Source organism: Streptomyces sp. Y20 (genome assembly GCF_043195475.1).
Lineage (GTDB): Bacteria > Actinomycetota > Actinomycetes > Streptomycetales > Streptomycetaceae > Streptomyces.
On record NZ_JBIDDP010000004.1, the window covers coordinates 206927 to 233261 of the forward strand.

27 protein-coding genes are annotated in these 26335 nt (G+C 73.1%); 18 read left to right on the plus strand and 9 right to left on the minus strand.

Features of this window, described 5'->3' with window-relative positions; translation table 11 throughout:
* The first annotated feature begins 4 nt into the window (after window positions 1-4).
* From ACGFT1_RS12310 to ACGFT1_RS12320, 3 genes are all read left to right on the plus strand, one after another.
* On the plus strand, window positions 5-217 hold the full coding sequence (locus ACGFT1_RS12310; protein WP_356818441.1) for an acyl-CoA carboxylase epsilon subunit: 213 nt from the start codon (window positions 5-7) through the stop codon (window positions 215-217).
* Window positions 218-286: 69 nt separating this feature from the next.
* The gene (gene mmpB, locus ACGFT1_RS12315) at window positions 287-415 is read left to right on the plus strand and encodes a morphogenic membrane protein MmpB (RefSeq protein ID WP_356818443.1); all 129 of its coding nucleotides are present in this window, start codon (window positions 287-289) and stop codon (window positions 413-415) included.
* Between the two features lie 32 nt (window positions 416-447).
* Entirely contained in the window at window positions 448-1065 is a 618-nt protein-coding gene (locus ACGFT1_RS12320) for a nucleoside triphosphate pyrophosphatase (RefSeq protein WP_373908926.1), read from the plus strand.
* On the opposite strand, the gene ACGFT1_RS12325 is transcribed toward ACGFT1_RS12320, so the two are convergent.
* Entirely contained in the window at window positions 1037-1624 is a 588-nt protein-coding gene (locus ACGFT1_RS12325; protein WP_393733239.1) for a hypothetical protein, read from the minus strand. The genes ACGFT1_RS12320 and ACGFT1_RS12325 overlap by 29 nt on opposite strands.
* A 364-nt stretch (window positions 1625-1988) precedes the next feature.
* Between ACGFT1_RS12325 and ACGFT1_RS12330 the strand changes: the two genes are divergently transcribed.
* A complete protein-coding gene (locus ACGFT1_RS12330) occupies window positions 1989-3761 on the plus strand; it encodes a biotin carboxylase N-terminal domain-containing protein (protein WP_373908928.1) in 1773 nt (590 codons plus the stop codon).
* A gap of 199 nt (window positions 3762-3960) precedes the next feature.
* On the opposite strand, the gene ACGFT1_RS12335 is transcribed toward ACGFT1_RS12330, so the two are convergent.
* Together ACGFT1_RS12335 and ACGFT1_RS12340 are read right to left on the minus strand one after the other, a co-directional pair.
* Entirely contained in the window at window positions 3961-4893 is a 933-nt protein-coding gene (locus ACGFT1_RS12335) for a DeoR/GlpR family DNA-binding transcription regulator (RefSeq protein ID WP_373908929.1), read from the minus strand.
* A 167-nt stretch (window positions 4894-5060) separates the two neighbouring features.
* On the minus strand, window positions 5061-6509 hold the full coding sequence (locus ACGFT1_RS12340; protein WP_373908930.1) for an NAD(P)H-quinone dehydrogenase: 1449 nt from the start codon (window positions 6507-6509) through the stop codon (window positions 5061-5063).
* A gap of 96 nt (window positions 6510-6605) precedes the next feature.
* Between ACGFT1_RS12340 and ACGFT1_RS12345 the strand changes: the two genes are divergently transcribed.
* The 3 genes from ACGFT1_RS12345 to ACGFT1_RS12355 all read left to right on the plus strand — a co-directional run bounded on the left by ACGFT1_RS12345 (window position 6606) and on the right by ACGFT1_RS12355 (window position 9937).
* Window positions 6606-7043 carry a gamma-glutamylcyclotransferase gene (locus ACGFT1_RS12345; RefSeq protein WP_361988859.1) on the plus strand — a complete coding sequence of 146 codons (438 nt, stop codon included), beginning with the start codon at window positions 6606-6608 and terminating at the stop codon, window positions 7041-7043.
* 169 nt (window positions 7044-7212) lie between these two features.
* Entirely contained in the window at window positions 7213-8037 is an 825-nt protein-coding gene (locus ACGFT1_RS12350; protein ID WP_373908931.1) for a purine-nucleoside phosphorylase, read from the plus strand.
* Window positions 8038-8290: 253 nt separating this feature from the next.
* Entirely contained in the window at window positions 8291-9937 is a 1647-nt protein-coding gene (locus ACGFT1_RS12355; RefSeq protein WP_373908932.1) for a phospho-sugar mutase, read from the plus strand.
* 489 nt (window positions 9938-10426) lie between these two features.
* Here the strand turns inward: ACGFT1_RS12355 and ACGFT1_RS12360 are convergent, their stop codons facing one another.
* Complete coding sequence (locus tag ACGFT1_RS12360) at window positions 10427-11137, minus strand: PH domain-containing protein (RefSeq protein WP_373908933.1); 711 nt, start codon at window positions 11135-11137, stop codon at window positions 10427-10429.
* Window positions 11138-11311: 174 nt separating this feature from the next.
* Here ACGFT1_RS12360 and deoC point away from each other — a divergent pair, with 174 nt between their 5' ends.
* From deoC to ACGFT1_RS12375, 3 genes are read left to right on the plus strand one after another with little or no spacing between them, the layout of a single operon-like run.
* Window positions 11312-12301 carry a deoxyribose-phosphate aldolase gene (gene deoC / locus ACGFT1_RS12365; RefSeq protein WP_373909219.1) on the plus strand — a complete coding sequence of 330 codons (990 nt, stop codon included), beginning with the start codon at window positions 11312-11314 and terminating at the stop codon, window positions 12299-12301.
* 5 nt (window positions 12302-12306) lie between these two features.
* Complete coding sequence (locus ACGFT1_RS12370) at window positions 12307-13758, plus strand: aldehyde dehydrogenase family protein (protein WP_373908934.1); 1452 nt, start codon at window positions 12307-12309, stop codon at window positions 13756-13758.
* On the plus strand, window positions 13751-14641 hold the full coding sequence (locus tag ACGFT1_RS12375; protein WP_373908935.1) for an aldehyde dehydrogenase: 891 nt from the start codon (window positions 13751-13753) through the stop codon (window positions 14639-14641). Before ACGFT1_RS12370 ends, ACGFT1_RS12375 begins: the two co-directional genes overlap by 8 nt.
* Before the next feature lie 127 nt (window positions 14642-14768).
* Here ACGFT1_RS12375 and ACGFT1_RS12380 read toward each other — a convergent pair whose 3' ends face one another.
* A complete protein-coding gene (locus tag ACGFT1_RS12380; protein WP_373908936.1) occupies window positions 14769-15170 on the minus strand; it encodes a hypothetical protein in 402 nt (133 codons plus the stop codon).
* Window positions 15171-15330: 160 nt separating this feature from the next.
* On the opposite strand from ACGFT1_RS12380, the gene ACGFT1_RS12385 reads away from it, so the two are divergent.
* On the plus strand, window positions 15331-15933 hold the full coding sequence (locus ACGFT1_RS12385) for a uridine kinase (protein ID WP_373909220.1): 603 nt from the start codon (window positions 15331-15333) through the stop codon (window positions 15931-15933).
* A 148-nt stretch (window positions 15934-16081) separates the two neighbouring features.
* Here the strand turns inward: ACGFT1_RS12385 and ACGFT1_RS12390 are convergent, their stop codons facing one another.
* Window positions 16082-16861 carry a SigE family RNA polymerase sigma factor gene (locus tag ACGFT1_RS12390; protein ID WP_373908937.1) on the minus strand — a complete coding sequence of 260 codons (780 nt, stop codon included), beginning with the start codon at window positions 16859-16861 and terminating at the stop codon, window positions 16082-16084.
* A 241-nt stretch (window positions 16862-17102) separates the two neighbouring features.
* On the opposite strand from ACGFT1_RS12390, the gene afsQ1 reads away from it, so the two are divergent.
* From afsQ1 to ACGFT1_RS12415, 5 genes are all read left to right on the plus strand, one after another.
* Window positions 17103-17780, plus strand: coding sequence for a two-component system response regulator AfsQ1 (gene afsQ1 / locus ACGFT1_RS12395; RefSeq protein WP_373908938.1), 678 nt, complete (start codon window positions 17103-17105; stop codon window positions 17778-17780).
* A complete protein-coding gene (locus ACGFT1_RS12400; protein ID WP_373908939.1) occupies window positions 17777-19366 on the plus strand; it encodes an ATP-binding protein in 1590 nt (529 codons plus the stop codon). The genes afsQ1 and ACGFT1_RS12400 overlap by 4 nt, the downstream gene beginning before the upstream one ends.
* The gene (locus ACGFT1_RS12405; protein WP_373908940.1) at window positions 19363-19965 is read left to right on the plus strand and encodes a hypothetical protein; all 603 of its coding nucleotides are present in this window, start codon (window positions 19363-19365) and stop codon (window positions 19963-19965) included. Before ACGFT1_RS12400 ends, ACGFT1_RS12405 begins: the two co-directional genes overlap by 4 nt.
* 305 nt (window positions 19966-20270) lie before the next feature.
* Window positions 20271-20834: a VanZ family protein gene (locus ACGFT1_RS12410; RefSeq protein WP_373908941.1), complete on the plus strand. Its 564-nt coding sequence runs from the start codon at window positions 20271-20273 to the stop codon at window positions 20832-20834.
* Window positions 20835-20944: 110 nt separating this feature from the next.
* Window positions 20945-21148 carry a PspC domain-containing protein gene (locus ACGFT1_RS12415; protein ID WP_373908942.1) on the plus strand — a complete coding sequence of 68 codons (204 nt, stop codon included), beginning with the start codon at window positions 20945-20947 and terminating at the stop codon, window positions 21146-21148.
* An 83-nt stretch (window positions 21149-21231) separates the two neighbouring features.
* On the opposite strand, the gene ACGFT1_RS12420 is transcribed toward ACGFT1_RS12415, so the two are convergent.
* Both ACGFT1_RS12420 and ACGFT1_RS12425 read right to left on the minus strand, forming a co-directional pair.
* Complete coding sequence (locus ACGFT1_RS12420; RefSeq protein ID WP_373908943.1) at window positions 21232-21615, minus strand: ATP-binding protein; 384 nt, start codon at window positions 21613-21615, stop codon at window positions 21232-21234.
* A gap of 150 nt (window positions 21616-21765) precedes the next feature.
* On the minus strand, window positions 21766-22953 hold the full coding sequence (locus ACGFT1_RS12425; protein ID WP_373908944.1) for an adenosine deaminase: 1188 nt from the start codon (window positions 22951-22953) through the stop codon (window positions 21766-21768).
* 134 nt (window positions 22954-23087) lie between these two features.
* On the opposite strand from ACGFT1_RS12425, the gene ACGFT1_RS12430 reads away from it, so the two are divergent.
* The gene (locus ACGFT1_RS12430; RefSeq protein WP_373908945.1) at window positions 23088-23849 is read left to right on the plus strand and encodes a prolyl oligopeptidase family serine peptidase; all 762 of its coding nucleotides are present in this window, start codon (window positions 23088-23090) and stop codon (window positions 23847-23849) included.
* Between the two features lie 100 nt (window positions 23850-23949).
* Here the strand turns inward: ACGFT1_RS12430 and ACGFT1_RS12435 are convergent, their stop codons facing one another.
* The gene (locus ACGFT1_RS12435) at window positions 23950-24909 is read right to left on the minus strand and encodes a LysR family transcriptional regulator (RefSeq protein ID WP_373908946.1); all 960 of its coding nucleotides are present in this window, start codon (window positions 24907-24909) and stop codon (window positions 23950-23952) included.
* Window positions 24910-24971: 62 nt separating this feature from the next.
* Between ACGFT1_RS12435 and ACGFT1_RS12440 the strand changes: the two genes are divergently transcribed.
* Window positions 24972-26261: an MFS transporter gene (locus ACGFT1_RS12440; protein ID WP_373908947.1), complete on the plus strand. Its 1290-nt coding sequence runs from the start codon at window positions 24972-24974 to the stop codon at window positions 26259-26261.
* Window positions 26262-26335 lie beyond the last annotated feature (74 nt).

Sequence of the window (26335 nt, forward strand, 5' to 3'; positions counted from 1 at the left end):
GGTCATGAACATCAAGGTCGTACGAGGCAACCCGACCCCGGAGGAGCTGGCCGCCGCCCTGGCGGTGGTCCGCGTCCGCGCCGCCGCGGCGGCGGCCGCGGTGCCGTCCGGGGCCGAGGGACCGAAGGACGCGTGGGCCGACCCGGCGCGGATCGCGGCCGCCCGGGTGCCCGCGCCGGGCCCGGCATCCTGGACCCGCACCTACTGGCCGAGCTGAGGGGCGGCCCGGCGCAACTTGAGTACGGGTACTCAGGCACCGCCGCCACCGGCGTCGCACGCTGGGAGGATGCTGTGGTCAGACCCCGAGGACGAGCCGCCACAAGAGCTGCGCGACGCGCAGGACATGCTGCGGCGGCTCGGCCTCTTCCTGGCCTCGGCCATGATCCTGATCATGGTTGTGATCGGTCTGCGGTGAGCCCGCCGGCCGGCGCTGACTAACCTGGCGGCATGACTGCCACGCACCGCAGGCGACTCGTGCTCGCCTCCCAGTCCCCCGCCCGGCTCGGCCTGCTCCGGCAGGCCGGCCTCGCCCCCGAGGTGATCGTGAGCGGCGTCGACGAGGACGCCGTCACCGCCCCCACCCCGGCGGAGCTGGCGCTCGCGCTGGCCGAGGCGAAGGCCTCGGTCGTCGCGGCGAAGCCGGAGGTGCGGGGCGCCCTGGTGATCGGCTGCGACTCGGTGCTGGAGCTGGACGGCAGGGCGCTCGGCAAGCCCGCCGACGCCGAGGAGGCCACCGCCCGCTGGCAGGCGATGCGCGGGCGCGCCGGCGTGCTCCAGACCGGCCACTGCGTGTGGGACACCGAGGCCGGGCGCTACGTGTCGGCGACCGCCTCCACCGTCGTCCGCTTCGGCAACCCGAGCGACGAGGAGGTCGCCGCCTACGTGGCCTCCGGCGAGCCCCTCCACGTCGCCGGGGCGTTCACCCTGGACGGCCGTTCGGCGCCGTTCATCGAGGGCATCGAGGGCGACCACGGCAACGTGATCGGCATCAGCCTGCCCCTGCTCCGCAGGCTCCTCGCCCGGCTGGGCGTGGGCATCACGGAGTTGTGGGCGCCGGGCGGGTGACCTGGGCGGGGGGGACGGAGTCCTGCGGCTCGTCGCCCCCGTCCCACGGCTGGTCCGTACGGTCCGCCGACGCGCCCGCGCCGACGGGGGCCGCACCCGGCTCGGCCCGCGTGGCCGGCCCGTCGCCCGCGCCGGGCGCCGGGCCCGGGGCGGCGCTCTGCGGCCCGCCCGCGCGGTCGTACGTCATCAGGAGCAGGACGATCAGCCCGAGGACGACGACCATGAAGAGGAACGCCGTCCAGCCGACCAGCCCCCAGGCGAACGCGCCGAGCAGGCCGTGCACCACGGCGGCGCTGATCAGCAGGACCCGGCCGAAGCCGGCCGGGGCGCGGTCGCGGACCGCCACGAGCAGGGACACCAGGGCGCACAGCGCGAAGTAGGCGCCGAAGACGATGCCGCCGATCTTCGAGGACGTCGCCATCACGGACGGGTCGAGTCCGGCCAGGGACATGTGCTGCCGGTCCACGACCGTTCCCAGCACCCAGTTGAGCGCCGCGACGCCGACCGCCTCCGCGAGCAGGACGACCGTCACGAGCCACGCCACCGGTCTGCGCACCACCGGCCCCCACCCACTCTCACACCAGCAGCCTGTTACCTCAGGTACGTTCGGGACAGCTCGAACGCTACTAACGGGTAAACCCGGGGACAAGGGTTCGGGTGGCAGCAAAGAATCATTGGGCCATTCGTAGGGACTCGACAAAGATTCGGAGTGGGCCGCAGCACGCTCTCACAGAGACCTTGACCACACGGCGGAGCTAGGGTTTTCCGCAGGAGTCCTGCGTACGGCGGTGCGACAAGGGCTTTCGCGGGTAGGGCGAGCCCCGCATCACGCTCCGTGTGGGCAAGCTCACCAGTGGGGACGGGTCGAAGTGCCGTGTCGGCAGTCCCTAAACTCGGCTTGTTTCAAGGAGGGAGCCTCAATCGTGCGCAAGGTGCTCATCGCCAACCGTGGCGAAATCGCTGTCCGCGTGGCCCGGGCCTGCCGGGACGCCGGGATCGCGAGCGTGGCCGTCTACGCCGACCCGGACCGGGACGCTCTGCATGTCCGCGCCGCGGATGAGGCGTTCGCCCTGGGCGGTGACACCCCGGCCACCAGCTATCTGGACATCGACAAGGTCCTGGGTGCCGCCCGGGAGTCCGGTGCGGACGCCGTCCACCCCGGATACGGCTTCCTCTCGGAGAACGCCGAGTTCGCCCAGGCCGTGCTCGACGCCGGTCTGATCTGGATCGGCCCGCCCCCGCAGGCCATCCGCGACCTCGGCGACAAGGTCGCCGCCCGCCACATCGCCCAGCGCGCCGGTGCCCCCCTGGTCGCGGGCACCCCGGACCCCGTCAGCGGCGCCGACGAGGTCGTCGACTTCGCCCGGGAGAACGGCCTGCCCATCGCCATCAAGGCCGCCTTCGGCGGCGGTGGCCGCGGCCTGAAGGTCGCCCGGACGCTGGAGGAGGTCCCGGAGCTGTACGACTCGGCGGTCCGTGAGGCCGTCGCCGCGTTCGGCCGCGGCGAGTGCTTCGTCGAGCGCTACCTCGACCGGCCCCGCCACGTGGAGACCCAGTGCCTGGCCGACAAGCACGGCAACGTCGTCGTCGTGTCCACCCGTGACTGCTCCCTCCAGCGCCGCCACCAGAAGCTGGTCGAGGAGGCCCCCGCGCCCTTCCTGTCCGAGGCGCAGGTCGCGGAGCTGTACCGGGCGTCGAAGGCGATCCTGCGCGAGGCCCGCTACGAGGGCGCCGGCACCTGCGAGTTCCTCGTCGGCCAGGACGGCACCATCTCCTTCCTGGAGGTCAACACCCGCCTCCAGGTCGAGCACCCGGTGACCGAGGAGGTCGCCGGCATCGACCTGGTGCGCGAGATGTTCCGCATCGCCGACGGCGAGGAACTCGGCTACGACGATCCCGCCCTGCGCGGGCACTCCTTCGAGTTCCGCATCAACGGCGAGGACCCCGGCCGCAACTTCCTGCCCGCCCCCGGCACGGTCACCGAGTTCGCGGCGCCGTCCGGTCCCGGTGTCCGGCTGGACGCGGGCGTGGAGTCCGGCAGCGTCATCGGCCCGGCCTGGGACTCCCTGCTGGCCAAGCTGATCGTGACCGGCCGCACCCGCGCGGAGGCTCTCCAGCGGGCCGCCCGCGCCCTGGAGGAGTTCCAGGTCGAGGGCATGGCCACCGCGATCCCCTTCCACCGCAAGGTGGTCACCGACCCCGCGTTCGCCCCCGAGCTGACCGGTTCCACGGACCCCTTCACGGTTCACACCCGGTGGATCGAGACCGAGTTCGTCAACGACATCAAGCCCTTCACCGCCCCCGCCGGCGCCGAGGCGGAGGAGGAGCTGGGCCGGGAGACGGTCGTCGTCGAGGTCGGCGGCAAGCGCCTGGAGGTGTCCCTGCCGTCCTCGCTCGGCATGAGCCTGGCCCGCACGGGTCTGGCGGCCGGTGCGAAGCCCAAGCGGCGGGCGGCGAAGAAGTCCGGGCCCGTCGCCTCGGGTGACACCCTCGCCTCGCCGATGCAGGGCACGATCGTCAAGATCGCGGTCGAGGAGGGCCAGGAGGTGCAGGAGGGCGACCTGGTCGTCGTCCTGGAGGCCATGAAGATGGAGCAGCCCCTGAACGCCCACAAGGCGGGCACCGTCAAGGGCCTGAGCGCCGAGGTCGGCGCGTCCGTCACGTCGGGCGCGGCGATCTGCGAGATCAAGGACTGACCCGCAGGGCACGCGAGACGCCCGGTGGACCGTGACGTCGGTCCACCGGGCGTTCCCGTACGCCCGCGCCCGCGGTACGCCGGTTCCCGTACGCCCGTACGCCCGTACGCCCGTACGGGCGGTAGGCCGGTTCCCGTACGCCCGTGCGCGCGGTACCCCGGTCCCCGTGCGCCCGTCACGCGTGCGGGCCGTACGGCGGCTACCGGCGGCGCAGGTCGGCCACCCGGCCCCGGTCGGACCCGGCCGGTTGCTCCCCCAGCCCCGCGGAGCGGAGCGGCACGTGCCCTCTTCTGGGCCCCGGCAGGGGAGCGCGCCGCACCGCGGGCCCTTGTTCACCCCCCGGGTTCCCGTTCGCCCCGGTCACGGCGATCTGCACCCCCTGGTCGGCGAGCGCCTGCAACTCCGTGCCGGCGCGGTCGTCGTGCGGTGGCGGCTCGTCGGTGACCAGGCGGGTGATGAGGTCCGTCGGCACGGTCTGGAACATGGTGTCCGTGCCGAGCTTGGTGTGGTCGGCGAGGACCACGACCTCCGCGGCGGCCTGGACGAGCGCGCGGTCGACGGAGGCCGAGAGCATGTTGGACGTGGACAGCCCGCGCTCGGCGGTGAGCCCGCTCCCCGACAGGAAGGCCCTGGACACGCGCAGCCCCTGGAGGGACTGCTCGGCGCCGGAGCCGACGAGGGCGTAGTTGGAGCCGCGCAGGGTGCCGCCGGTCATCACGACCTCCACCCGGTTGGCGTGGGCGAGGGCCTGCGCCACCAGCAGGGAGTTGGTGACGACGGTCAGTCCGGGCACCCGCGCGAGCCGGCGGGCCAGCTCCTGCGTGGTGGTACCCGCGCCGACCACGATGGCCTCGCCCTCTTCGACGAGACCCGCGGCGAGGTCGGCGATGGCCGTCTTCTCGGCGGTCGCGAGATGGGATTTCTGCGGGAAGCCGGACTCTCGCGTGAACCCACCCGGCAGTACCGCACCGCCGTGCCGGCGGTCGAGGAGTCCTTCTGCCTCCAGTGCGCGCACGTCCCGCCGTACGGTCACTTCGGAGGTCTGGACGACGCGGGCGAGTTCACGGAGCGACACGGCACCGTTCGCTCGCACCATTTCGAGGATCAATTGGCGACGTTCAGCAGCGAACACGAAACTGACAGTAACCCCAGCGACCGTCTGGTTTCAGCAGTATGCGCCGAATAACAGAAGTTGTTCGCATGGTGGGAGCGGAGATGGTATAGGGCCTATCCGTCCCGACTATGCCGTTCGCACACGCCACGACTCTCGGTGACCGGCGGAACGCCGGATCCGGCCGGTCAGGCCTCGGCGCCCGCCTTGCGGGTGTGCAGCTGCCGGGCGACCTCCGCGATCGACCCCGAAAGGGAGGGGTACACCGTGAAGGCCTTCGCGATCTGCTCGACGGTCAGATTGTTGTCGACGGCGATCGAGATGGGGTGGATGAGTTCCGATGCGCGCGGCGCCACGACCACACCACCGACGACGATGCCCGTGCCCGGCCGGCAGAAGATCTTCACGAAGCCGTCCCGGATGCCCTGCATCTTCGCGCGCGGGTTGCGCAGCAGGGGCAGCTTCACGACCCGGGCGTCGATCTTGCCCGCGTCGACGTCCGCCTGCGTGTAGCCGACGGTGGCGATCTCGGGGTCGGTGAAGACGTTGGAGGACACCGTCTTCAGGTTCAGCGGGGTCACCGCGTCGCCGAGGAAGTGGTACATGGCGATGCGTCCCTGCATGGCGGCGACGGACGCGAGGGCGAACACACCCGTCACGTCACCGGCCGCGTAGACGCCGGGAGCGGTCGTCCTGGACACCTTGTCGGTCCAGATGTGCCCGGACTCGCGCAGCTTGACGCCGGCCTCCTCCAGGCCCAGCCCCGCGCTGTTCGGGATGGCGCCGACGGCCATCAGGCAGTGCGAGCCGGTGATGACCCGGCCGTCGGCCAGCGTCACCTCGACCTGGTCGCCGACGCGCTTGGCGGACTGCGCGCGGGAGCGGGCCATGACGTTCATGCCGCGGCGCCGGAAGACGTCCTCGAGGACGGCGGCGGCGTCCGGGTCCTCGCCGGGCAGCACCCGGTCGCGCGAGGAGACCAGGGTCACCCTGGACCCGAGGGCCTGGTAGGCGCCCGCGAACTCGGCACCGGTCACACCGGAGCCGACCACGATCAGCTCTTCCGGCAGCTCGGTGAGGTCGTAGACCTGGGTCCAGTTCAGGATGCGCTCGCCGTCGGGCTGGGCGTCGGGCAGTTCGCGCGGGTGGCCGCCGGTGGCGATGAGGACGGCGTCGGCGTCGAGGGTCTCCTCGGTGCCGTCGGCGGTGCTGACGACGACCTTGCGGGACCCGTCGAGGGCCTGCATGCCGTCCAGCCGGCCGCGTCCGCGCATGACGCGGGCGCCGGCGCGGGTGACGGAGGCGGTGATGTCGTGGGACTGGGCGAGCGCGAGGCGTTTCACCCGGCGGTTGACCTTGCCCAGGTCCACGCCGACCACCCGGGCCGCCTGCTCCAGGGGCGGGGTGTCGTCGGCGACGATGATGCCCAGCTCCTCGTAGGAGGAGTCGAAGGTGGTCATCACCTCGGCCGTCGCGATTAGGGTCTTCGACGGCACGCAGTCGGTCAGCACCGACGCTCCGCCCAGACCGTCGCAGTCGACGACGGTCACCTCCGCGCCGAGCTGGGCGGCCACCAGGGCCGCCTCGTATCCGCCGGGTCCGCCACCGATGATCACGATCCGAGTCACGTACCCCATTGTCCCGCACGCTCCAAGGTGCCACTGCCCGGGGGCGCCACGGGCGCACTCCCGGGGCGCGGGAGGCTCGCGGTGCGGCTGCCGTACCCTCTGTCCATGGCGCTCTATGCCGCGTACGCCGGCAACCTCGACGCGCGGCTGATGTCCCGCCGCGCCCCGCACTCCCCGCTGCGCGCCACCGGCTGGCTGAACGGCTGGCGGCTGACCTTCGGCGGCGAGCAGCTGGGCTGGGAGGGCGCGCTCGCGACGATCGTCGAGGACCCGCTGGCGCAGGTCTTCGTCGGCCTGTACGACCTCGCCCCCATGGACGAGGAGTCGCTCGACCGGTGGGAGGGCGTCGGCCTCGGGATCTACCGGCGGGTACGCGTGCGCGTGCACACCCTGGACGGCGAGGAGCCGTCGTGGGCGTACGTCCTGGACGGCTACGAGGGCGGCCTGCCCTCCGCCCGCTACCTCGGCGAGATCGCCGACGCCGCGGAGTCGGCGGGGGCCCCGCACGACTATGTGATGGAACTCCGCAAGCGCCCCTGCTGAGCCGTCCCTCCCGGGACCGCCCTACCCATTGCCCTGCGGTTTTCGCGCCGTTCTTCCCTGCCTTCCACCGATTCGTCCCCTCCCTCGTGGAAAACGACAAGGCAACGAACCGATTCCCGTGGGGTCTGTCATCTACGCGCGTAGGCGAAGACCGGTTACTCTCGACGGCGTGAACGCATCTCTCCTTCCGGACGACATCCAGAGCGATCCCCACGCCGCCGCCGGCGCCGCCGCCGCGCGCCTGCGCGCGCTGACCGGTGCCGAGACCCACGACGTCGCCCTCGTGATGGGCTCCGGCTGGGCTCCGGCCGTCGACGCCCTGGGCGCACCCGACGCCGAGTTCCAGGTCACCGAGCTGCCCGGCTTCCCGCCGCCGGCCGTCGAGGGACACGGCGGCAAGGTCCGCTCGTACTCCTTCGGCGACAAGCGGGCCCTGGTCTTCCTGGGCCGCACCCACTACTACGAGGGCCGTGGCGTCGCCGCCGTCGCCCACGGGGTGCGCACCGCCGTCGCCGCCGGCTGCAAGACCATCGTGCTCACCAACGGCTGCGGTGGTCTGCGCGAGGGCATGCGCCCCGGCCAGCCCGTGCTGATCAGCGACCACATCAACCTGACGGCGACCTCCCCGATCGTCGGCGCGAACTTCGTCGACCTGACGGACCTCTACTCGCCCCGCCTGCGCGCCCTGTGCAAGGAGATCGACCCCTCGCTGGAGGAGGGCGTCTACGCCCAGTTCCCCGGCCCGCACTACGAGACCCCGGCCGAGATCCGTATGGCCCGCGTCATCGGCGCGGACCTGGTCGGCATGTCCACGGTCCTGGAGGCCATCGCCGCCCGTGAGGCCGGCGCCGAGGTCCTGGGCATCTCCCTGGTCACCAACCTCGCCGCGGGCATGACGGGCGAGCCCCTCAACCACGAGGAGGTCCTCCAGGCCGGCCGCGACTCGGCCGCCCGGATGGGCCAGCTGCTCGGCCAGGTGCTGGGCCGCATCTGAGCCGCGGGCGCGGTGCTCGCGCCGCGCCCAGGAGACACGGTGGCCGCGTCCGGCGTCGAGCGGGGCGCGGCAGGCCCCGAGCGGGTGGGTGGCCGCGTCCGGCGTCGAGCGGGGCGTGGATACCGCCGCCGGTGGCCGGGGGCCGCCGGGCCGCTCTCCGGCCGGCCGAGTCGGGGGGCGGGGGGGCAAGGACGGGGGTCCGGGGGCGAGCCCCCGGCGGACCAGGCAAATCACAGGAGAGGTTGATCCCAAGGTGCACGACGATCTCATCGCCCGGGCCAAGGCATGGCTGGCCGAGGACCCCGACGCGGAGACCCGTGAGGAACTCGCCCGGCTGATCGACGCCGGCGAGACGGACGAACTGGCGGCCCGCTTCAGCGGCACCCTCCAGTTCGGCACCGCCGGCCTGCGCGGCGAACTGGGCGCCGGTCCGATGCGCATGAACCGCGGCGTCGTCATCCGTGCCGCCGCCGGCCTCGCCGCGTACCTGAAGAAGAACGGCACCCCCCACGGGGGCGACGGCGCCGGGCTCGTCGTCATCGGCTACGACGCCCGCCACAAGTCCGCCGACTTCGCCCGCGACACGGCCGCCGTGATGACCGGCGCCGGCCTGCGCGCGGCCGTGCTCCCGCGTCCCCTGCCCACGCCCGTGCTGGCGTTCGCCATACGGCACCTCGGCGCGGTCGCGGGCGTGGAGGTCACCGCCAGCCACAACCCGCCCCGGGACAACGGCTACAAGGTGTACCTCGGCGACGGCTCGCAGATCGTCCCGCCCGCCGACGCGGAGATCGCCGCCGAGATCGACGCGATCGCCTCCCTGGACGACGTACCGCGCCCGGAGTCCGGCTGGGAGACCCTGGACGACGCGGTCCTGGACGCCTACCTGGCCCGTACGGACGCCGTCCTGGGCGCCGGCTCGCCCCGCACCGCCCGCACCGTGTACACGGCGATGCACGGCGTCGGCAGGGACGTCCTGCTCGCCGCCTTCGCCCGCGCCGGGTTCCCCGAGCCGGTGCTGGTCGCCGAGCAGGCCGACCCGGACCCGGACTTCCCGACCGTCGCCTTCCCCAACCCGGAGGAGCCGGGGGCCATGGACCTGGCGTTCGCCCGGGCCCGCGCCACCGACCCGGACCTGGTCATCGCCAACGACCCGGACGCGGACCGCTGCGCGGTGGCCGTGAGGGACGGCGGCGACTGGCGGATGCTGCGCGGTGACGAGGTCGGCGCCCTGCTCGCCGCCCACCTGGTCCGGCGCGGCGCGCGGGGAACCTTCGCCGAGTCGATCGTCTCCTCCTCCCTCCTCGGCCGGATCGCCGGGAAGGCGGGGCTGCCGTACGAGGAGACACTGACCGGCTTCAAGTGGATCGCCCGCGTCGACGGCCTGCGCTACGGCTACGAGGAGGCCCTCGGCTACTGCGTGGACCCCGAGGGCGTGCGCGACAAGGACGGCATCACCGCCGCGCTGCTGATCACCGAGCTGGCGTCGGTGCTCAAGGAGGAGGGCCGCACCCTGCTCGACCTCCTGGACGACCTGGCCGTCGAACACGGCCTGCACGCCACCGACCAGCTGTCGGTCCGCGTACAGGATCTCTCCCTCATCGCCGACGCGATGCGCCGCCTGCGCGAGCAGCCGCCGGCGGAGCTGGCCGGTCTGCCGGTCACCCGGGCCGAGGACCTCAGCCTGGGCACGGACCGGCTGCCGCCCACCGACGGCCTGCGCTACACCCTCACGGGTGCCCGGGTCATCGTCCGGCCCAGCGGCACGGAGCCGAAACTGAAGTGCTACCTGGAGGTCGTCGTACCGGTCGCGGACCACGCCGGGCTGCCGGCCGCCCGCGCCCGTGCGGCCGAGCTGCTGAACGCCGTCAGGCGGGACCTGTCGGCGGCCGCCGGCATCTGACCCGGGTTCGCCCGCCGGTACCCCGAGGGTTCCCGGCGGGCGGTCGCGGGTTCTGGTCACGTTCCTCGACGGCCCCCAAGGCCGCCCGGCGCCACGGCGTCGGGCCGGGAGCAGGACAGCCGCCGTCCGGGCGGCCACGGCCGGGCGCGGCCCGGGGGTGCGCCGCAGGGCGGTGATCTCGCCGGGGGTCCGCCCGAAGGGGGGCGGGTGACCCGGCTCGCGCTCCAGCCAGGGCCGGCGGGCGCCGTCCAGCCTCAGCCCGTTTCCGCGCACGGCGGACGTCACGTACCCCCGGGCCAGGTGCCGGGGCCACGCGGCGCCGACCCGCGCAGCTCCACCTACGCCGCCCGGCGCCGTCGTACGGCACGCCTGCGGCACGGCCCTCGGGAGCGGTCCCGGCACCTGCCGGTTCCTCCACGCTCAGGAACTCGCCGCCAGCTGCCCGCCGTCCGGGCGGCCGGCCGCCCGGCCCACCCCCCGTGGGGAACCTCAGCCCACGACCAGCAGGATCGCCAGCAGCACGGCTCCCGCCACCGCGGGCGCGGCGACCTCGTACGCCCAGCGGACCGTCGGCTCGCCCTGGGCCTCGCCGGCCTCGCAGCGCCGGTCCCGGATCTCGTTCAGCTGGTCGATGATCTGGTCGCTCTCCGCCCGGGCCGGGCCGGTGTCGCCGCCGCGCAGGCTGAATCCGCCGAAGCCGAAGCCGCTCGGCGCGAGCCCCCCTCCCTGGGAACCGGCGCCGCCCGGTGTGACACCGCGCGCCGCGTCGGCCGCCGCCCGCTGCTGGCGGCGGGCCGCCTTCTTGCGGGCCCGCAGGGAGACGGGGACGGCCCACAGCTGGTACTTGGCGCCGGACCTGGCGACGACCTCGTTGGTGAAGCCCGAGCGCAGACCGGCGACCTCGCCCCAGGGCAAGGTGATCACACGGAAGGGGTTGCGGATGCGCAGCCGGTCCTCGTTGGCGAAGACCGCCGGGCGGAGCGTGTAGGCGATCAGCAGCGGCAGGACCAGGATCATGGCGGCGAGCGCCAGCCAGGGGGTCCGGCCGTGGCCCTTGAACAGCGCGTCGAAGCCCAGCCAGAGCACGACCACGAGCAGCAGCGCACCGCCCGTGAGGCCGAGGGGCGAGCGGTAGACCCGGTCCTTGACGGCGGGTGCCGGCGGCTGGGACGCGGGTGACGGGTGGTCGGGGGTGGTCATGGTCCCGATTCTGCCCGACGGCTCCGGCGGCGCGGCCACGTGCCCGGCAACCGGCGCCCATCCGTGATCTGCGCGAGGGCGGCGGGACGGCGGTGCGGGCCGAGCCGGACGGCGCCCGGACGAGAGCCGGGGGTGTACAGCCGCTACGCGCGTAGATATGCTCGTCTGGTGACCATGCCCCGTACTGCACCCACAGCACAGTCGCCCACTGCCGAGCGCGCGGGCGGTAGCTCCTTCGCCGACGTCACCGCGTCCGACAGCACGCTGCGCCGCTTCCTGCACGGGCTGCCCGGCGTGGACGCGGTCGGCCTGGAGGCACGCGCCGCGTCTCTCGGCACCCGTTCGATCAAGGCCGCCGCGAAGGCGTACGCCATCGACCTCGCCATCTCGATGGTCGACCTGACGACGCTGGAAGGCGCGGACACCCCGGGCAAGGTCCGGGCGCTCGGCGCCAAGGCGGTCCACCCCGACCCCACCGACCGGACGGCCCCCACCACGGCCGCGGTCTGCGTCTATCCCGACATGGTGGCCACCGCCAAGGAGGCCGTCGCCGGTTCCGGCGTGAAGGTCGCCTCGGTGGCCACCGCCTTTCCGGCCGGCCGCGCCGCGCTCGACGTGAAGCTGGCCGACGTGCGGGACGCCGTCGCCGCCGGTGCCGACGAGATCGACATGGTCATCGACCGGGGCGCGTTCCTCGCGGGCCGGTATCTGAAGGTGTACGACGAGATCGTCGCCGTGCGGGAGGCCTGCGGTACGGACGCCCGGCTGAAGGTGATCTTCGAGACCGGTGAGCTGTCCACGTACGACAACATCCGCCGCGCCTCCTGGCTCGGCATGATCGCGGGCGCGGACTTCATCAAGACCTCCACGGGCAAGGTCGCGGTCAACGCCACGCCCGCCAACACGCTGCTGATGCTGGAGGCCGTACGGGACTTCCGCGCCCAGACCGGCGTCCAGGTCGGCGTGAAGCCGGCCGGCGGCATCCGTACCTCCAAGGACGCCGTCAAGTTCCTCGTCCTCGTCAAGGAGACGGCCGGCGAGGACTGGCTGGACAACCACTGGTTCCGCTTCGGCGCCTCCTCCCTCCTGAACGATCTGCTGATGCAGCGGCAGAAGCTGGCCACCGGCCGTTACTCCGGCCCCGACTACGTAACGGTGGACTGATCACCATGACCATCGAGAAGCGGTCCTCCGCATTCGAGTACGCACCGGCGCCCGAGTCCCGCTCCGTCGTCGACATCGCCCCCTCCTACGGCCTCTTCATCGACGGCGAGTTCACGGAGGCGGCCGACGGCAGGGTGTTCAAGAGCATCTCGCCGGCCACCGAGGAAGTGCTGTCCGAGGTCGCCCGAGCCGGTGCCGAGGACGTCGACCGTGCCGTCCGGGCCGCCCGCGCCGCGTTCGGGAAGTGGTCGGCGCTGCCGGGCTCCGAGCGCGCCAAGTACCTGTTCCGCATCGCCCGCATCATCCAGGAGCGCAGCCGTGAGCTGGCGGTCCTGGAGACGCTGGACAACGGCAAGCCGATCCGGGAGACCCGCGACGCGGACCTCCCGCTGGTCGCCGCGCACTTCTTCTACTACGCGGGCTGGGCGGACAAGCTGGAGCACGCCGGTTTCGGCGCCGCCCCGCGGCCGCTGGGCGTGGCCGGCCAGGTCATCCCGTGGAACTTCCCGCTGCTGATGCTGGCGTGGAAGATCGCCCCGGCGCTGGCGACCGGCAACACGGTCGTCCTGAAGCCGGCGGAGACCACCCCGCTCTCCGCGCTCTTCTTCGCGGACATCTGCCGCCAGGCGGGTCTGCCCAAGGGTGTCGTGAACATCCTTCCGGGCCACGGCGACGCGGGCGCCGCGCTCGTCGCGCACCCGGACGTGAACAAGGTCGCCTTCACCGGTTCGACCGCGGTCGGCAAGGAGATCGCGCGGACCGTCGCCGGCACGCGGAAGAAGCTGACCCTCGAACTGGGCGGCAAGGGCGCCAACATCGTCTTCGACGACGCCCCGCTCGACCAGGCCGTCGAGGGCATCGTGAACGGCATCTTCTTCAACCAGGGCCAGGTCTGCTGCGCGGGCTCGCGCCTGCTCGTCCAGGAGTCCGTGCAGGACGAGCTGCTGGACTCCCTCAAGCGGCGGCTGTCCACGCTCCGCCTCGGCGACCCGCTGGACAAGAACACCGACATCGGCGCGATCAACTCCGCCGAGCAGCTGGCCCGGATCACCACCCTGACCGAGCAGGGCGAGGCGGAGGGCGCCGAGCGCTGGTCTCCGTCCTGCGAACTGCCGTCGTCCGGTTACTGGTTCGCGCCGACGCTCTTCACGAACGTCACCCAGGCGCACACCGTCGCGCGCGACGAGATCTTCGGCCCGGTGCTGTCGGTCCTCACCTTCCGCACGCCCGACGAGGCGGTCGCCAAGGCGAACAACACGCAGTACGGCCTGTCGGCAGGCATCTGGTCCGAGAAGGGCTCGCGGATCCTGGCCGTCGCCGGCAAGCTGCGCGCCGGTGTCGTCTGGTCCAACACGTTCAACAAGTTCGACCCTGCCTCGCCGTTCGGCGGCTACAAGGAGTCGGGCTTCGGCCGCGAGGGCGGCCGTCACGGCCTGGAGGCGTACCTCGATGTCTGACCACAACCGTCTGAGCGTCTTCAAGACCTACAAGCTGTACGTCGGCGGGAAGTTCCCGCGTTCCGAGAGCGGCCGGGTGTACGAGGTGACGGACTCCAAGGGCAAGTGGCTGGCGAACGCTCCCCAGTCCTCCCGCAAGGACGCCCGTGACGCGGTCGTGGCCGCGCGCAAGGCGTTCGGCGGCTGGTCCGGCGCGACCGCCTACAACCGCGGCCAGGTCCTGTACCGCGTGGCGGAGATGCTGGAGGGCCGCAGGGCGCAGTTCGTCCGCGAGGTCGCCGACGCGGAGGGCCTGTCGAAGTCCGGGGCCGCCGAGCAGGTGGAGGCCACCATCGACCGCTGGGTCTGGTACGCCGGCTGGACCGACAAGATCGCCCAGGTGCTCGGCGGCGCCAACCCGGTCGCGGGCCCGTACTTCAACCTCTCCTCCCCCGAGCCGACGGGCGTGGTCGCCGTCGTGGCCCCGCAGGAGTCGTCGTTCCTCGGTCTGGTGTCGGTGCTGGCGCCGGTGATCGCGACCGGCAACACGGCGGTCGTGGTGGCCTCCGAGAACGCCCCGCTGCCCGCGCTGTCCCTGGCCGAGGTGCTGGCCACCTCCGACGTCCCGGGCGGTGTGGTCAACATCCTGTCCGGCCGTACGGCGGAGATCGCCGCGCCCCTGGCCGCACACCAGGACGTCAACGCGATCGACCTCGCGGGTGCCGACGAGGTGCTGGCCAAGGAGCTGGAGATCGCGGCGGCGGACAACCTCAAGCGGGTTCTGCGTCCACAGCCTGTGGACTACTCGCGGACGCCGGGGACCGACCGCATGGCCGCGTTCCTGGAGACCAAGACCGTCTGGCACCCGACGGGGTCGCTGGGCGCCTCCGGTTCGTCGTACTGACGTACGCGGGGTGACTCGGGCGACGCGCGGCGACGGGACGCGGCGGGCAACCGCGGGCGTCCCTGCCGGCCGGCCGCGGACCGGCCCCGGCGGGCCGTACGGTCGCGCGCCGCTCCCGAGATCGCCGTCAGCGGCCCGGGGTGCCCAGCGCCCCGCCCACCACCGGCGCGCTGCCGATCGACGGGGCCTCGGCCAGCGGGCCCGTCAAGTCCCTGGACCTGACGGGCCGGAAGTCCGCGAGCTGGGTCTCCACGCCGTTGTCCAGCGGGTCCACACCGGTGCCCGCGAGCGGGTTGGGCTTGAGGCCGGCGACCGGGCCGGTGACGTAGCCGAGGATGCCGGTCGCGGTGCTCGTGGCCGCCTGCGGGTCGACGTTGCCGAGATCCACGGAGCGGTGGGTCAGGCCCGCGGCCGGGATCGAGCCGGCGGACGCCGTCGCCGCCCCCGCGCCCAGGATCGCTCCGGCGGACGCCAGGGCGATCAGGGCGCGCTGCGCGGCGGGGTGCTGGTGGGAGGTGTGTCGGGCCATCGCTGGTGCCACCTTCTGGAGCGCAGGGTGAGGCTGTCGACACGCAGGGTAGTTGAGGTGTGTCTCACGCTCAAAAGCCGACCCGCGGGGTCGGCAGAGCGCTCCCCATGCGTCAAACTGGTGTTCCGTGAGCATTCATCCTCCGGCCCCCGCCCGTGTCGTGCTGCTGTGCGGCCCCTCGGGCTCGGGCAAGTCACTCGTCGCCGCCCGTTCCGGGCTTCCCGTCCTGCGCCTGGACGACTTCTACAAGGAGGGTGACGACCCGACTCTGCCGCTGGTGCCGGGGAGTTCCGACATCGACTGGGACCACCCGGGCTCCTGGGACGCGGACGTCGCCGTCGAGGCCATCGCCCGGCTGTGCGCCGCACGTTCGACGCCGGTTCCGGTGTACGACATCGCGCTGAGCGCCCGTACCGGCGAGGAGACCCTGCGCATCGGGGGCTCCCCGCTGTTCATCGCGGAGGGCGTCTTCGCCGCGGAGATCGTCGGACGCTGCCGGGAACGGGGCCTGCTCGCGGACGCCCTGTGCCTGACCCGGGGCCCGTTCACCACCTTCCGCCGCCGCTTCCTGCGCGACCTCAGGGAGGGCCGCAAGTCGGTGGCGTTCCTGCTGCGCCGCGGCTGGCGGCTGATGCGCGCGGAACGCTCGATCGTCACCCGCCAGGTGTCCCTGGGCGCGCACCCCTGCGACCGGGACGAGGCACTCGGCCGGCTGGCGGCAGCGGCTGCGGGCCGGCAGGCGCGGCAGCAGACGGCGGCGTGACGCCCGCCCGCCCCTGACGCACGCAGGAGCGGGACCGGCCGGACCCCCCTGGCCCACCGGTCCCGCTCCTGTTCCTCCCCCGTGTCACCCCGTGGTCCCACCCCCCAGTGGTCCCCGGTTCTCCCCCGTCGCCCCGTCGCCGCCGTGCTCAGGCGACCAGTTCGCCGAAGGCGCTCTCCTCGTCACGGCCGAAGCTGAGCACCTCGTCGTCGCGCAGCCGGCGCAGCGACCGCCAGATGCTGGACTTGACCGTGCCGACGCTGATGCCGAGTATCTCCGCGATCTCCGGGTCGGTGCGGCCCTCGTAGTAGCGCAGGACCAGCATGGTGCGCTGGAGTTCGGGCAGCCGGGCCAGCGCCTGCCAGAGGACCGCGCGCAGCTCGGTGCCGCGCATGGCGTCCGTCTCGCCGGGCGTCTCCGGCAGTTCCTCGGTCGGGTACTCGTTGAGCTTGCGGCGCCGCCAGGCGCTGATGTGCAGGTTGGTCATGGTGCGGCGGAGGTATCCGCCGACCGCCGCCTTGTCGCTGATCCGTTCCCACGCCCGGTACGTCGAGAACAGCGCGCTCTGGAGCAGGTCCTCGGCCTCGAAGCGGTCCCCGGTCAGGTGGTAGGCGGTGGCGTACAGGGAGGCGCGGCGCTCCTGGACGTAGGCGGTGAACTCCGCCTCGGACAGCGAGCGACGCTCCCCCGGTTCCTCCCCGTACGCGGCTCCCCCGTGCGTCTCCCCCGTGTGCGCGTCAACCACCGTCATGAGCCCGGTGTGCTGACGCCCCGTGCCGGCGCGGGCGCATCCCCGCCCTCCCCCGAGCTCGCGATTGCGCTCGAGCAGGGAGGTGCCCGTGCCGGCACCGGCTTTCTCCGGTCCCCGGTGCACGTCGTGCAGACGCGTGACCACTGCGCTCGTGCTCATGCCGTGCAGCGTGTTCATCTCGCGCTCCCCGTGGTGGACTTCCGGTGACTCGGTCGTACCGGGCCGGTTGCGGCCGGTGGCCCCTGCCCGTGACCAAAAGACTGCCGGGGGACCTTCATCGCCGTGTCCGCCGACTGTCACAGACCTGTCACAGGGGCCCCTCCCGAAGTGGTGACCGCGTGCGCACAGGCGGTCGCGCCGGTGAGGAAGGGGTGCCGACGGGTCGTACGACACCCCGTCCATGGGCCAGAATGAGCCCGTGCCTTCCCTGTTGCTGATCGAGGACGACGACGCCATCCGTACGGCCCTGGAGCTGTCCCTGACGCGCCAGGGACACCGGGTGGCCACCGCTGCCAGCGGCGAGGACGGTCTGAAGCTGCTGCGTGAGCAGCGCCCGGACCTGATCGTGCTGGACGTGATGCTGCCCGGCATCGACGGGTTCGAGGTGTGCCGGCGCATCCGGCGCACCGACCAGCTGCCGATCATCCTGCTCACGGCGCGCAGCGACGACATCGACGTGGTGGTCGGGCTGGAGTCCGGCGCCGACGACTATGTCGTCAAGCCGGTGCAGGGACGCGTGCTCGATGCCCGGATCCGTGCCGTGCTGCGCCGCGGCGAACGCGAGTCAAACGACTCGGCGACGTTCGGCAGCCTCGTCATCGACCGGTCGGCCATGACCGTCACGAAGAACGGCGAGGACCTCCAGCTGACCCCGACCGAGCTGCGGCTGCTGCTGGAGCTGAGCCGGCGGCCCGGTCAGGCGCTGTCCCGGCAGCAACTGCTGCGGCTGGTGTGGGAGCACGACTACCTGGGCGACTCGCGCCTGGTGGACGCGTGCGTACAGCGGCTACGGGCCAAGGTCGAGGACGTGCCGTCGTCCCCGACGCTGATCCGCACCGTCCGCGGTGTCGGCTACCGCCTGGACGCGCCTCAGTGACCGACACGCACGGGGGGCTGCGCGGCTGGGCCGCGGGGCGCAGGGGGAATCCGACCCGGCTGAGGTTCACCAGCCTCAGGCTGCGGCTGGTGCTGGTCTTCGGCCTCGTCGCGCTCACCGCCGCCGTGTCGGCGTCGGGCATCGCCTACTGGCTCAACCGGGAGGCCGTTCTCACCCGCGCCCAGGACGCGGTGCTGCGCGACTTCCGGCAGGAGATGCAGAACCGGGCCGGCGCGCTGCCCGTGCACCCGACGCAGGACCAGCTGCAACGCGCCGCGGGCCAGATGGGGGCCAGCAGCCAGCGCTTCAGCGTGCTCCTGGTCGCCGGGGACGCCGGCGGCAAGAAGGTGTACGGCACCTCCGGCGGCATCAACGGCTTCGCGCTGGAGGACGTACCCGCCTCGCTGCGCGCGGCCGTGACCAGGCGCCAGCCGGTGACCGACACCAACAAGGAGCCGTACCACCTCTACTGGCAGCGGGTCGTGGACCACGGCACGCCCTATCTGGTGGCCGGTACGCGCGTCATCGGTGGCGGCACCACCGGCTACATGGCGAAGTCCCTGGAGCCCGAGGCCAAGGACCTCAACTCGCTGGCCTGGTCGCTGGGCATCGCCACCGGACTCGCGCTGATCGGTGCCGCGCTGCTCGCGCAGGCAGCCGCGACGACCGTGCTCAAGCCGGTGCACCGGCTCGGCGTGGCCGCGGGACGACTCGGGGAGGGCAGGCTGGACACGCGGCTGCAGGTATCCGGCACCGACGAACTCGCCGACCTGTCACGGACGTTCAACAAGGCCGCCGAGGCGCTGGAGAAACGGGTCGCGGAGATGGCCGCGCGGGACGACGCCTCCCGGCGGTTCGTCGCCGACATGAGCCACGAACTGCGGACCCCGCTCACCGCCATCACCGCCGTCACGGAGGTGCTGGAGGAGGAGCTGGAGTCGGAGGCCGGGGGCATAGACCCGATGGTCGAACCCGCCGTCCGGCTGGTGGTCAGCGAGACCCGGCGGCTGAACGACCTGGTGGAGAACCTGATGGAGGTCACCCGCTTCGACGCGGGCACCGCCCGGCTGGTCCTGGACGACGTCGACCTCGCCGACCAGATCACCGCCTGCATCGACGCCCGCGCCTGGCTCGACGCGGTCGAACTGGACGCCGAGCGCGGCCTGCACGCCCGCATCGACCCGCGCCGCCTGGACGTCATCCTCGCCAACCTGATCGGCAACGCCCTCAAACACGGCGGCTCGCCGGTGCGGGTGTCGGTGCGGAAGGCGGACGACGCGGTCGAGATCCAGGTCCGCGACCACGGGCCCGGCATCCCCGAGGACGTCCTGCCGCACGTCTTCGACCGCTTCTACAAGGCGAGCGCCTCCCGGCCGCGCTCCGAGGGCAGCGGACTGGGCCTGTCCATCGCCCTGGAGAACGCCCACATCCACGGCGGCGGGATCACCGCGGCCAACTCCCCGGAGGGCGGCGCCGTGTTCACGCTGTGGCTGCCGCAGGACTCCGCCCGGCTGTCCGAGGAGGACGGCGAGGGCGCCGAGGACACCGGGACCGGCGCGGACCACCTGGGAAAGGAGGGGTCATGACCGTACGGCGCCTGCTGGCGCTGCCCCTCCTGGGCGCGCTGCTCACCGGCTGCGGCATCCGGGCCACGGAGGTGCCGACCGACTTCGGGGCGGCACCGTCCGGGGTGCAGTGCTCGCTGGCCGGGCCCGACCTGTCCACGCAGTCCTCGCACGGGGTGCCGGTGCAGGTCTTCCTGCTGTGCGGGGCGTCCCTGGTGGCCGTCGACCGGACCGTACGGGTACCCGACGGAACCCCGGACGCCCGGCGCCGGGTGATGGTCGCACAGGGACTGCTGGACCAGCTGGCCGCGTCACCGTCGGCCGCGGAGCGCTCCGCCGGCTACACGACGCGGGTACCGGGCGGCCTCGGCGTCAGCGGGCCCGGCCCGAAGGACCCCGACGACACGCTCCGCCTGAGCACGGCACCGTCGCGTCTCACCTCGTACGCCGTGGCGCAGCTGGTGTGCACCCTGTCCGACTCGGCGGCGACGGAGGGCGACGGCTCGGTCATCCTGGGCGGCCCCGACGGGGGCCCGCTCCGCCGCTACGAGTGCACGGACGACGCCCGCGAACACCCGGGCACGTCCCGGCCCCCGTCCACCCCGATCACCGACCACTGACGACCCGCGAACGCCCTCCGGCCAGCGGGGGCGGAGCCGGGCGCCGGTCCGGGGCGGCCCGCCCGGGGGCCCGGTGTCGGTCCGTGGTGGGCTCGGCGTCCACCGGGTGCCGTCGGCCGGCCGGGCGCGGGGCATGGGTCCGTGGCGGGTCGACCCGGGCACCGAAGCCGGGCCGTGGTCGGCGCGGTGCGCACCCGATACCCGGGACCGGCCGGGCGCGCGCGTCGGTCCGGGGCGGGCGGTGCGTTCGCGTCGGGATGTTTCGTTGCGGAACCAAGCGCACCCGGCCCGGCGTCTACGGGGGCGTGCAGCGTCAAGGCTCCATCGGCGGCAGCGCCGCGATCCGCATCCGTGTGACGGGAGGTGTCCTCCTCGTCGCACACCTCGCCCTCGTCGCCTGGCTGATGCTGCGCCCCCTGGACGTTCCCTGGGTGATGCCCCCGAACCTGCGCCCGCTGGCCGGCATCCGTGCCGACCTCGCGCTGGGCTGGCCGGGGGCCGTGCGACCGCTCGGGGAGGGCCTCGCGCTGCTCGCCCCGCTGGGCGTGCTGCTGCCGATGGCGCACGGCAGGCTGGCCGTCTCACCACCGGCGTCCCTGGTCCGTACCGCCGCGACGGGCACCCTGGTCTCCCTCGGCATCGCCCTGCTCCAGACGGGAGTGCCGGGCCGGGTCGTCGACGTCGACTCGCTGCTGCTGAACACGGCGGGAGTCGCCCTGGCCCACCTGGCCGTCGTCCCGGCGGCCCGCGCCTGGCTGCGGCGGCGCGGGGTGCGGGAGCCGGGCGCGGCCGGGCCGTCGGTCACCGTCCAGGAGGAGCTGTCTCAGGGGCGTACCCCGACGATTCCCAGGGTCGGGATCGCCCCGTAGAGCGACGCTTCGTCCCCTTGGTCCGCCTACCGTGGAAGACAGCTGGGGACGCCACCCGGGCGGCCCCGCCCCCGGCCCGGAAACGGGCCGGCGACCACGGAGGAGCCCTCATGAGCGCCCTTGCCCGCCCCACCCACGGCCGCGTGATCGGCGGAGTGTGCGCCGCGCTGGCACGGCGCTTCGGCACCTCCGCGACGACGATGCGGGTGATCTTCCTGCTGTCATGCCTGCTGCCCGGCCCGCAGTTCGTGCTCTACATAGCGCTGTGGATCCTGCTGCCCGCGGAGAACGGCGCCCGTACCGCCGCCTGGTGAGCCGGGCGGCGGAGGGCGGGCACACCACGGGGGCGCGTCCGGGCCTGCCGGAGCGCCCCGCCCGCGTCGTGCGGAAGCCGGCCTCAGCCGAGCGGGATGCCGTTGACCGGCACACCGTGCGTGGGCAGACCCTTGAGCGGCAGTCCGCCGAGCAGGCCGCCGGCCGGCCCGGCCGGCCCCTTGGCGAGGACGCCCTCGGCGACGGGCTGCGCGGCGGCCACGCCCTTGCCGACGGCCGGGACCGCGGCGGCGACATTGCGCTCGGCCACGGGCTCGAGCAGCTTCATCGCGCCGCTGTCGGGCAGATCCTGGACGACCCGCTCGGACGGCAGTGCCTTGGTGACGGTGTTCAGGATCTGGCCGGCGGCCGGGGCGGCCGGAGCCGCGTCGGCCGCGCCCGCGCCCACGGCGGCGACGGCGGCACCGAGGGCGGCGGCGCCCAGAGTCTTGGCAGCAGACTGCTTCATGGTGGATGCGTCCTTGAATACGGAGACGGGAGATCACAAACGATCCGAGCGGTCCCCGACCTAAACACGCCGACCCACCGGCCGCAAACGCCGGAATGCGGGCACTGCGCGCGGGTGTGTCCGCATTCCGGGTCGGCGGGTGCCGCGCTACTACCCCTGCGTCCCGGCGGAACCGCTGGTGGAAGCGGTCTGCTGGAACAGCCATTCGGATTTCAGCTCGGAATATCCGGGCTTGATGACGTCATTGATCATCGCTAGTCGTTCATCGAAAGGGATGAACGCTGATTTCATCGCATTGACGGAGAACCACTGGAGGTCGTCGAGCGTGTAACCGAACGCCTCGACCAGATGCTCGAACTCCCGGCTCATCGTGGTGTGCGACATCAGCCGGTTGTCGGTGTTCACGGTGGCCCGGAAGTGCAGCCGGCGCAGCAGCCCGATGGGGTGCTCGGCGTAGGAGGAAGCGGCCCCCGTCTGGAGGTTGGAGCTGGGGCACAGTTCCAGCGGGATGCGCTTGTCCCGGACGTAGGAGGCGAGACGGCCGAGGACGACCGAGCCGTCCTCGCGGACCTCGATGTCGTCGATGATCCGCACCCCATGCCCGAGCCGGTCGGCGCCGCACCACTGCAGTGCCTGCCAGATGGACGGCAGCCCGAACGCCTCGCCGGCGTGGATGGTGAAGTGGTTGTTCTCCCGCTTCAGATACTCGAACGCGTCCAGGTGCCGGGTGGGCGGGTAGCCGGCCTCGGCACCGGCGATGTCGAAGCCGACCACGCCGGAGTCCCGGTGGCGGTTGGCGAGTTCGGCGATCTCCAGGGAGCGGGCCGCGTGCCGCATCGCGGTCAGCAGGGCGCCGACCCGGATCCGGTGGCCGTTCTCCCGGGCGAGCCGCTCGCCCTGCCGGAACCCCTCGTTCACGGCCTGCACGACCTGCTCCAGGGTCAGCCCCCGGTCGAGGTGCTGCTCGGGCGCGTACCGCACCTCGGCGTAGACGACCCCATCCTCGGCGAGGTCCTCGGCGCACTCCCGGGCGACCCGGACCAGGGCCTCCCGCGTCTGCATGACGCCGACGGTGTGCCGGAAGGTCTCCAGGTAGCGTTCCAGCGATCCGGAGTCGGCGGCCTCACGGAACCAGATCCCCAGCTTGCCGGGATCGGTCTCGGGGAGACCGTCGTAGCCCGTCTCCCGGGCGAGTTCGACGACGGTCCCGGGGCGCAGCCCGCCGTCGAGATGATCGTGCAGCACTACTTTGGGCGCCCGCCGGATCTGGTCCGGCGTCGGAACGTGTACCGGGATGGCCGCCGGGACGGCCCCCGTCGATGCAGTCTGGCTCGTCATTTCCGCACTCTAACTCCTACGCGCGTAGAACGCTGGGGGCGCGCAACGGCCGGTTCCCGGCACTTTTCCGTCGATACGCAACGGTGACCGCACGTACGGGTTTCGTACACCGCCCCTTCTGACACTGTTCTGTCATGGGACAGCAAGCGATTCCGGTCCGAACGGCCGGGCTGGGAAAGGCAGTCGGCCCGGAGCCGACGTCGGTGAGCGGAGCGGTGCTGCTGCTCCCCGGCGGGGAGGAGGTCTCCGCCCGCCGGCCGTCCCCCGTCCGGGATTTGACCCTGATCCGCTCCCTGGGCCGCGCGCTCGCCCGCGCGGGCCGGGCCGAGGACCTGGCCGTCCATCCCGTCCACTACCGCTACCGGGGGTGGAACGGCAGCGAGGCGCACCTGGCGGCGGACGCCGGCTGGGCCGCCGACGAGGTCGTACGACGGTACGGGGACGTGCCGGTCTGCCTGGTCGGCGTGGACATGGGCGGGCGCGCGGCGCTGCGGGCCGGCGGTCACGAGGCCGTCAACTCCGTGGTGGCGCTGGCCCCCTGGCTGCCGGAGGAGGATGTCGCCATGCCCGCCGAACCGGTGAAGCAACTGGTCGGGCGCCGGGTGCTGATCGTGCACGGCACGAACGACGAACGCACCGATCCCGAGCTGTCGTTCCGCTTCGCGGCGCGGGCGAAGAAGGCGAACCGGGAGGTGTGCCGGTTCGAAGTGCACTCCGACGGGCACGGGCTGTACGGTCACCGGGCCGAAGTGGTGAACCTGGGTGTGGACTTCGTCCTCGGGGCCCTGTTCGGCTGCCGGGTGTCGCGGCCGGTGGAGGACGCGCTGGCCGCGCCGCCGCCGATCGGCCTGCGGATGCCGCTGGCGGCGGGTTTCGGCAGGTCACTGAAACGCTGAGGCGGTGCGGGTCGGCCGGGATGCCTGGCTGTGTCCCTGGCCCTGGCCTTCTCCTGGTCCTGAACCTGGTGGCCCTGGCCCTGGCCTTTGTCGACCCGGTCTAGGGCAGCAGGTTTCCTCTGCGGGAGAGCAGGAACTTCTTGAAGGCCGCCACGGGCGGGGTGTCCGGCCGGTCCGCCAGCCAGGCCACGCCGATCTCGCGGGCCGCCCTCGGGGCCGTGACCGTCAGTTCCACCACCCCGGGGCGGGGAACGGTGGGCGGTGGCAGGAGTGCCACCCCGAGCCCGGCCGCCACCAGCCCCCGCAGCGTCTCGGCCTCCTCGCCCTCGAAGGCGACGCGGGGTTCGAAGCCGGCCTCGCGGCACAGGTCGTCCGTGATGCGCCGGAGGCCGTAGCCGGGCTCCAGGGTGACGAAGGTGTCGTCGGCCGCCTCGGCCAGGCGGACGCGGCGGCGGGCGGCCAGCCGGTGGTCGGCGGGGACGACCAGGCGCAGCTTCTGCTCGTCCAGGCGGCGGGCGACCAGGTCGGGGGCGTCGGGGACGGGCGAGGTGAGACAGAGGTCCAGCTCACCGGCGCGCAGCCGCTCCAGCATCGCCTCGCCGTAGTTCTGCACAAGGCTGAAGCGGACGCGCGGGTGGTCGGCACGGAAGGCGTGCAGCAGGCCGGGGACGGTCTCGGCGCCCATGGTGTGCAGGAAACCGAAGGCGACCTTGCCGGTGGCCGGGTCGGCGTCCGCGCGGATCTCCCCGGCGGCCCGCCCGACCTCCGCGAGGGCCCGCTCGACAGAGGCGAGGAGGGTACGGCCGGCGGTGGTCAGGGAGACCGTACGGCCGTGGCGGGCGAACAGGTCGACACCCAGGTCCTGCTCCAGCCGGGCCATCGCCCGGGACAGCGTGGACTGGGGGACGTTCATCTCCTGCGCGGCCCGGGTGACGTGCTCCGTGCGGGCCACTCCGGCGAAGTAGGCGAGGCGGGGCGCCAGCAGCCGTACCGTCCGAGCCATGTCTTCTGTGTCACCGGACGGTGACAGCCGCCCCTGTGGCCTCCGCTGATGCGCCATGGGAACGATTATGGCGATTCCATGCATTGGACGCATGAGGGGGGTCGTCCTACGGTCGGGGCATGTCTCCCGCCAGTACCCCGGCGTCCACGAGCGTGGGCGCCGTCTCCCCCGTCCCTCCCTCCGGCAGCGGCTCCGACTCCCGGATGACCCCGGGCGGCCCCGGCTACCGCCGGATGAGCCTCGCCCTCTTCCTCGCCGGAGTCGCGACCTTCGCCCTCCTCTACTCCACCCAGGCCCTGCTGCCGCTGATCTCCGGGGAGTTCGGGATACAGGCGAGCGAGGCGAGCTGGACGGTGGCCGCCGCGACCGGCGGACTGGCCCTGTTCGTGCTGCCGATGAGCGCCCTGTCGGAGCGGTTCGGCCGCCGTGCGGTGATGACCGCCTCGCTGGCCGTCGCCGTCACGGTCGGCATGCTGGTGCCCTTCGCGCCGTCGCTGGGCGCCCTGGTCGTGCTGCGGGCGGTGCAGGGCGCCGCGCTGGCCGGGGTCCCGGCCTCGGCGCAGGCCTATCTGGCCGAGGAGGTGCGGCCGAAGGCGCTGGTCACGGCGATCGGACTGTTCGTGGCGGGCAACAGCGTCGGCGGGATGAGCGGCCGGGTGATCACCGGCTGGGTCGCGCAGGAGTGGGGCTGGCGGGTCTCGGTCGGTGTGATCGGCGTGCTCGCGGTGGGGTGCGCGGTGGCGTTCCGGCTGCTGCTGCCGGCGCCGCGGCACTTCGCGGCGGGCTCGCTGCGCCCGCGGGTCCTGCTCGGCACGGTCCGCGGCCACCTGTCCGACCCGTTGCTGCGCCGCCTGTACGCGATCGGCGCGCTGTTCATGACGGTGTTCGGCGGCGTGTACACGGTGATCGGGTACCGGCTGACGGCGGAGCCGTTCGGGCTGCCGCAGGGGATCGTGGGCTCGATCTTCCTGGTCTACCTGGTGGGCACGGTCTCGGCGTCCACCGCGGGCCGGCTGGTGGGCCGGTTCGGCCGCCGGGGCGCGCTGTACCTGGCGGGCGGCACGACGGCGGCGGGCCTGCTGCTCTCCCTGGCGGCGTCCCTGCCGCTGGTGCTGCTGGGCCTGGTGCTGATCACGGCGGGGTTCTTCGCCGGGCACGCGGTGGCCTCCTCGGCGGTCAGCAGGACGGCCACCCACGGCCGCGCGCAGGCGTCGGCGCTGTACCAGTCCGCGTACTACATCGGCTCCAGCGCCGGCAGCACGGTCGGAGCGGTGGCGTTCCGCTCCGACGGCTGGTCCGGCACGGTCGGTGTCGGCCTCCTCGCGGTCGTCGGTGTCGTCGCGATCACCGTGCTCGGCACCCGGGCGGCCCGGGTGGCCGCCCGGCGGGAGCCGGCGGGCGCCCACTGAGCAGGCCCTTTTCGTACTCGGCGGGCCGTTGTCAGTGGGCTGCGGTAGCTTCCAGGTGGTGGGGCGCGAAGACG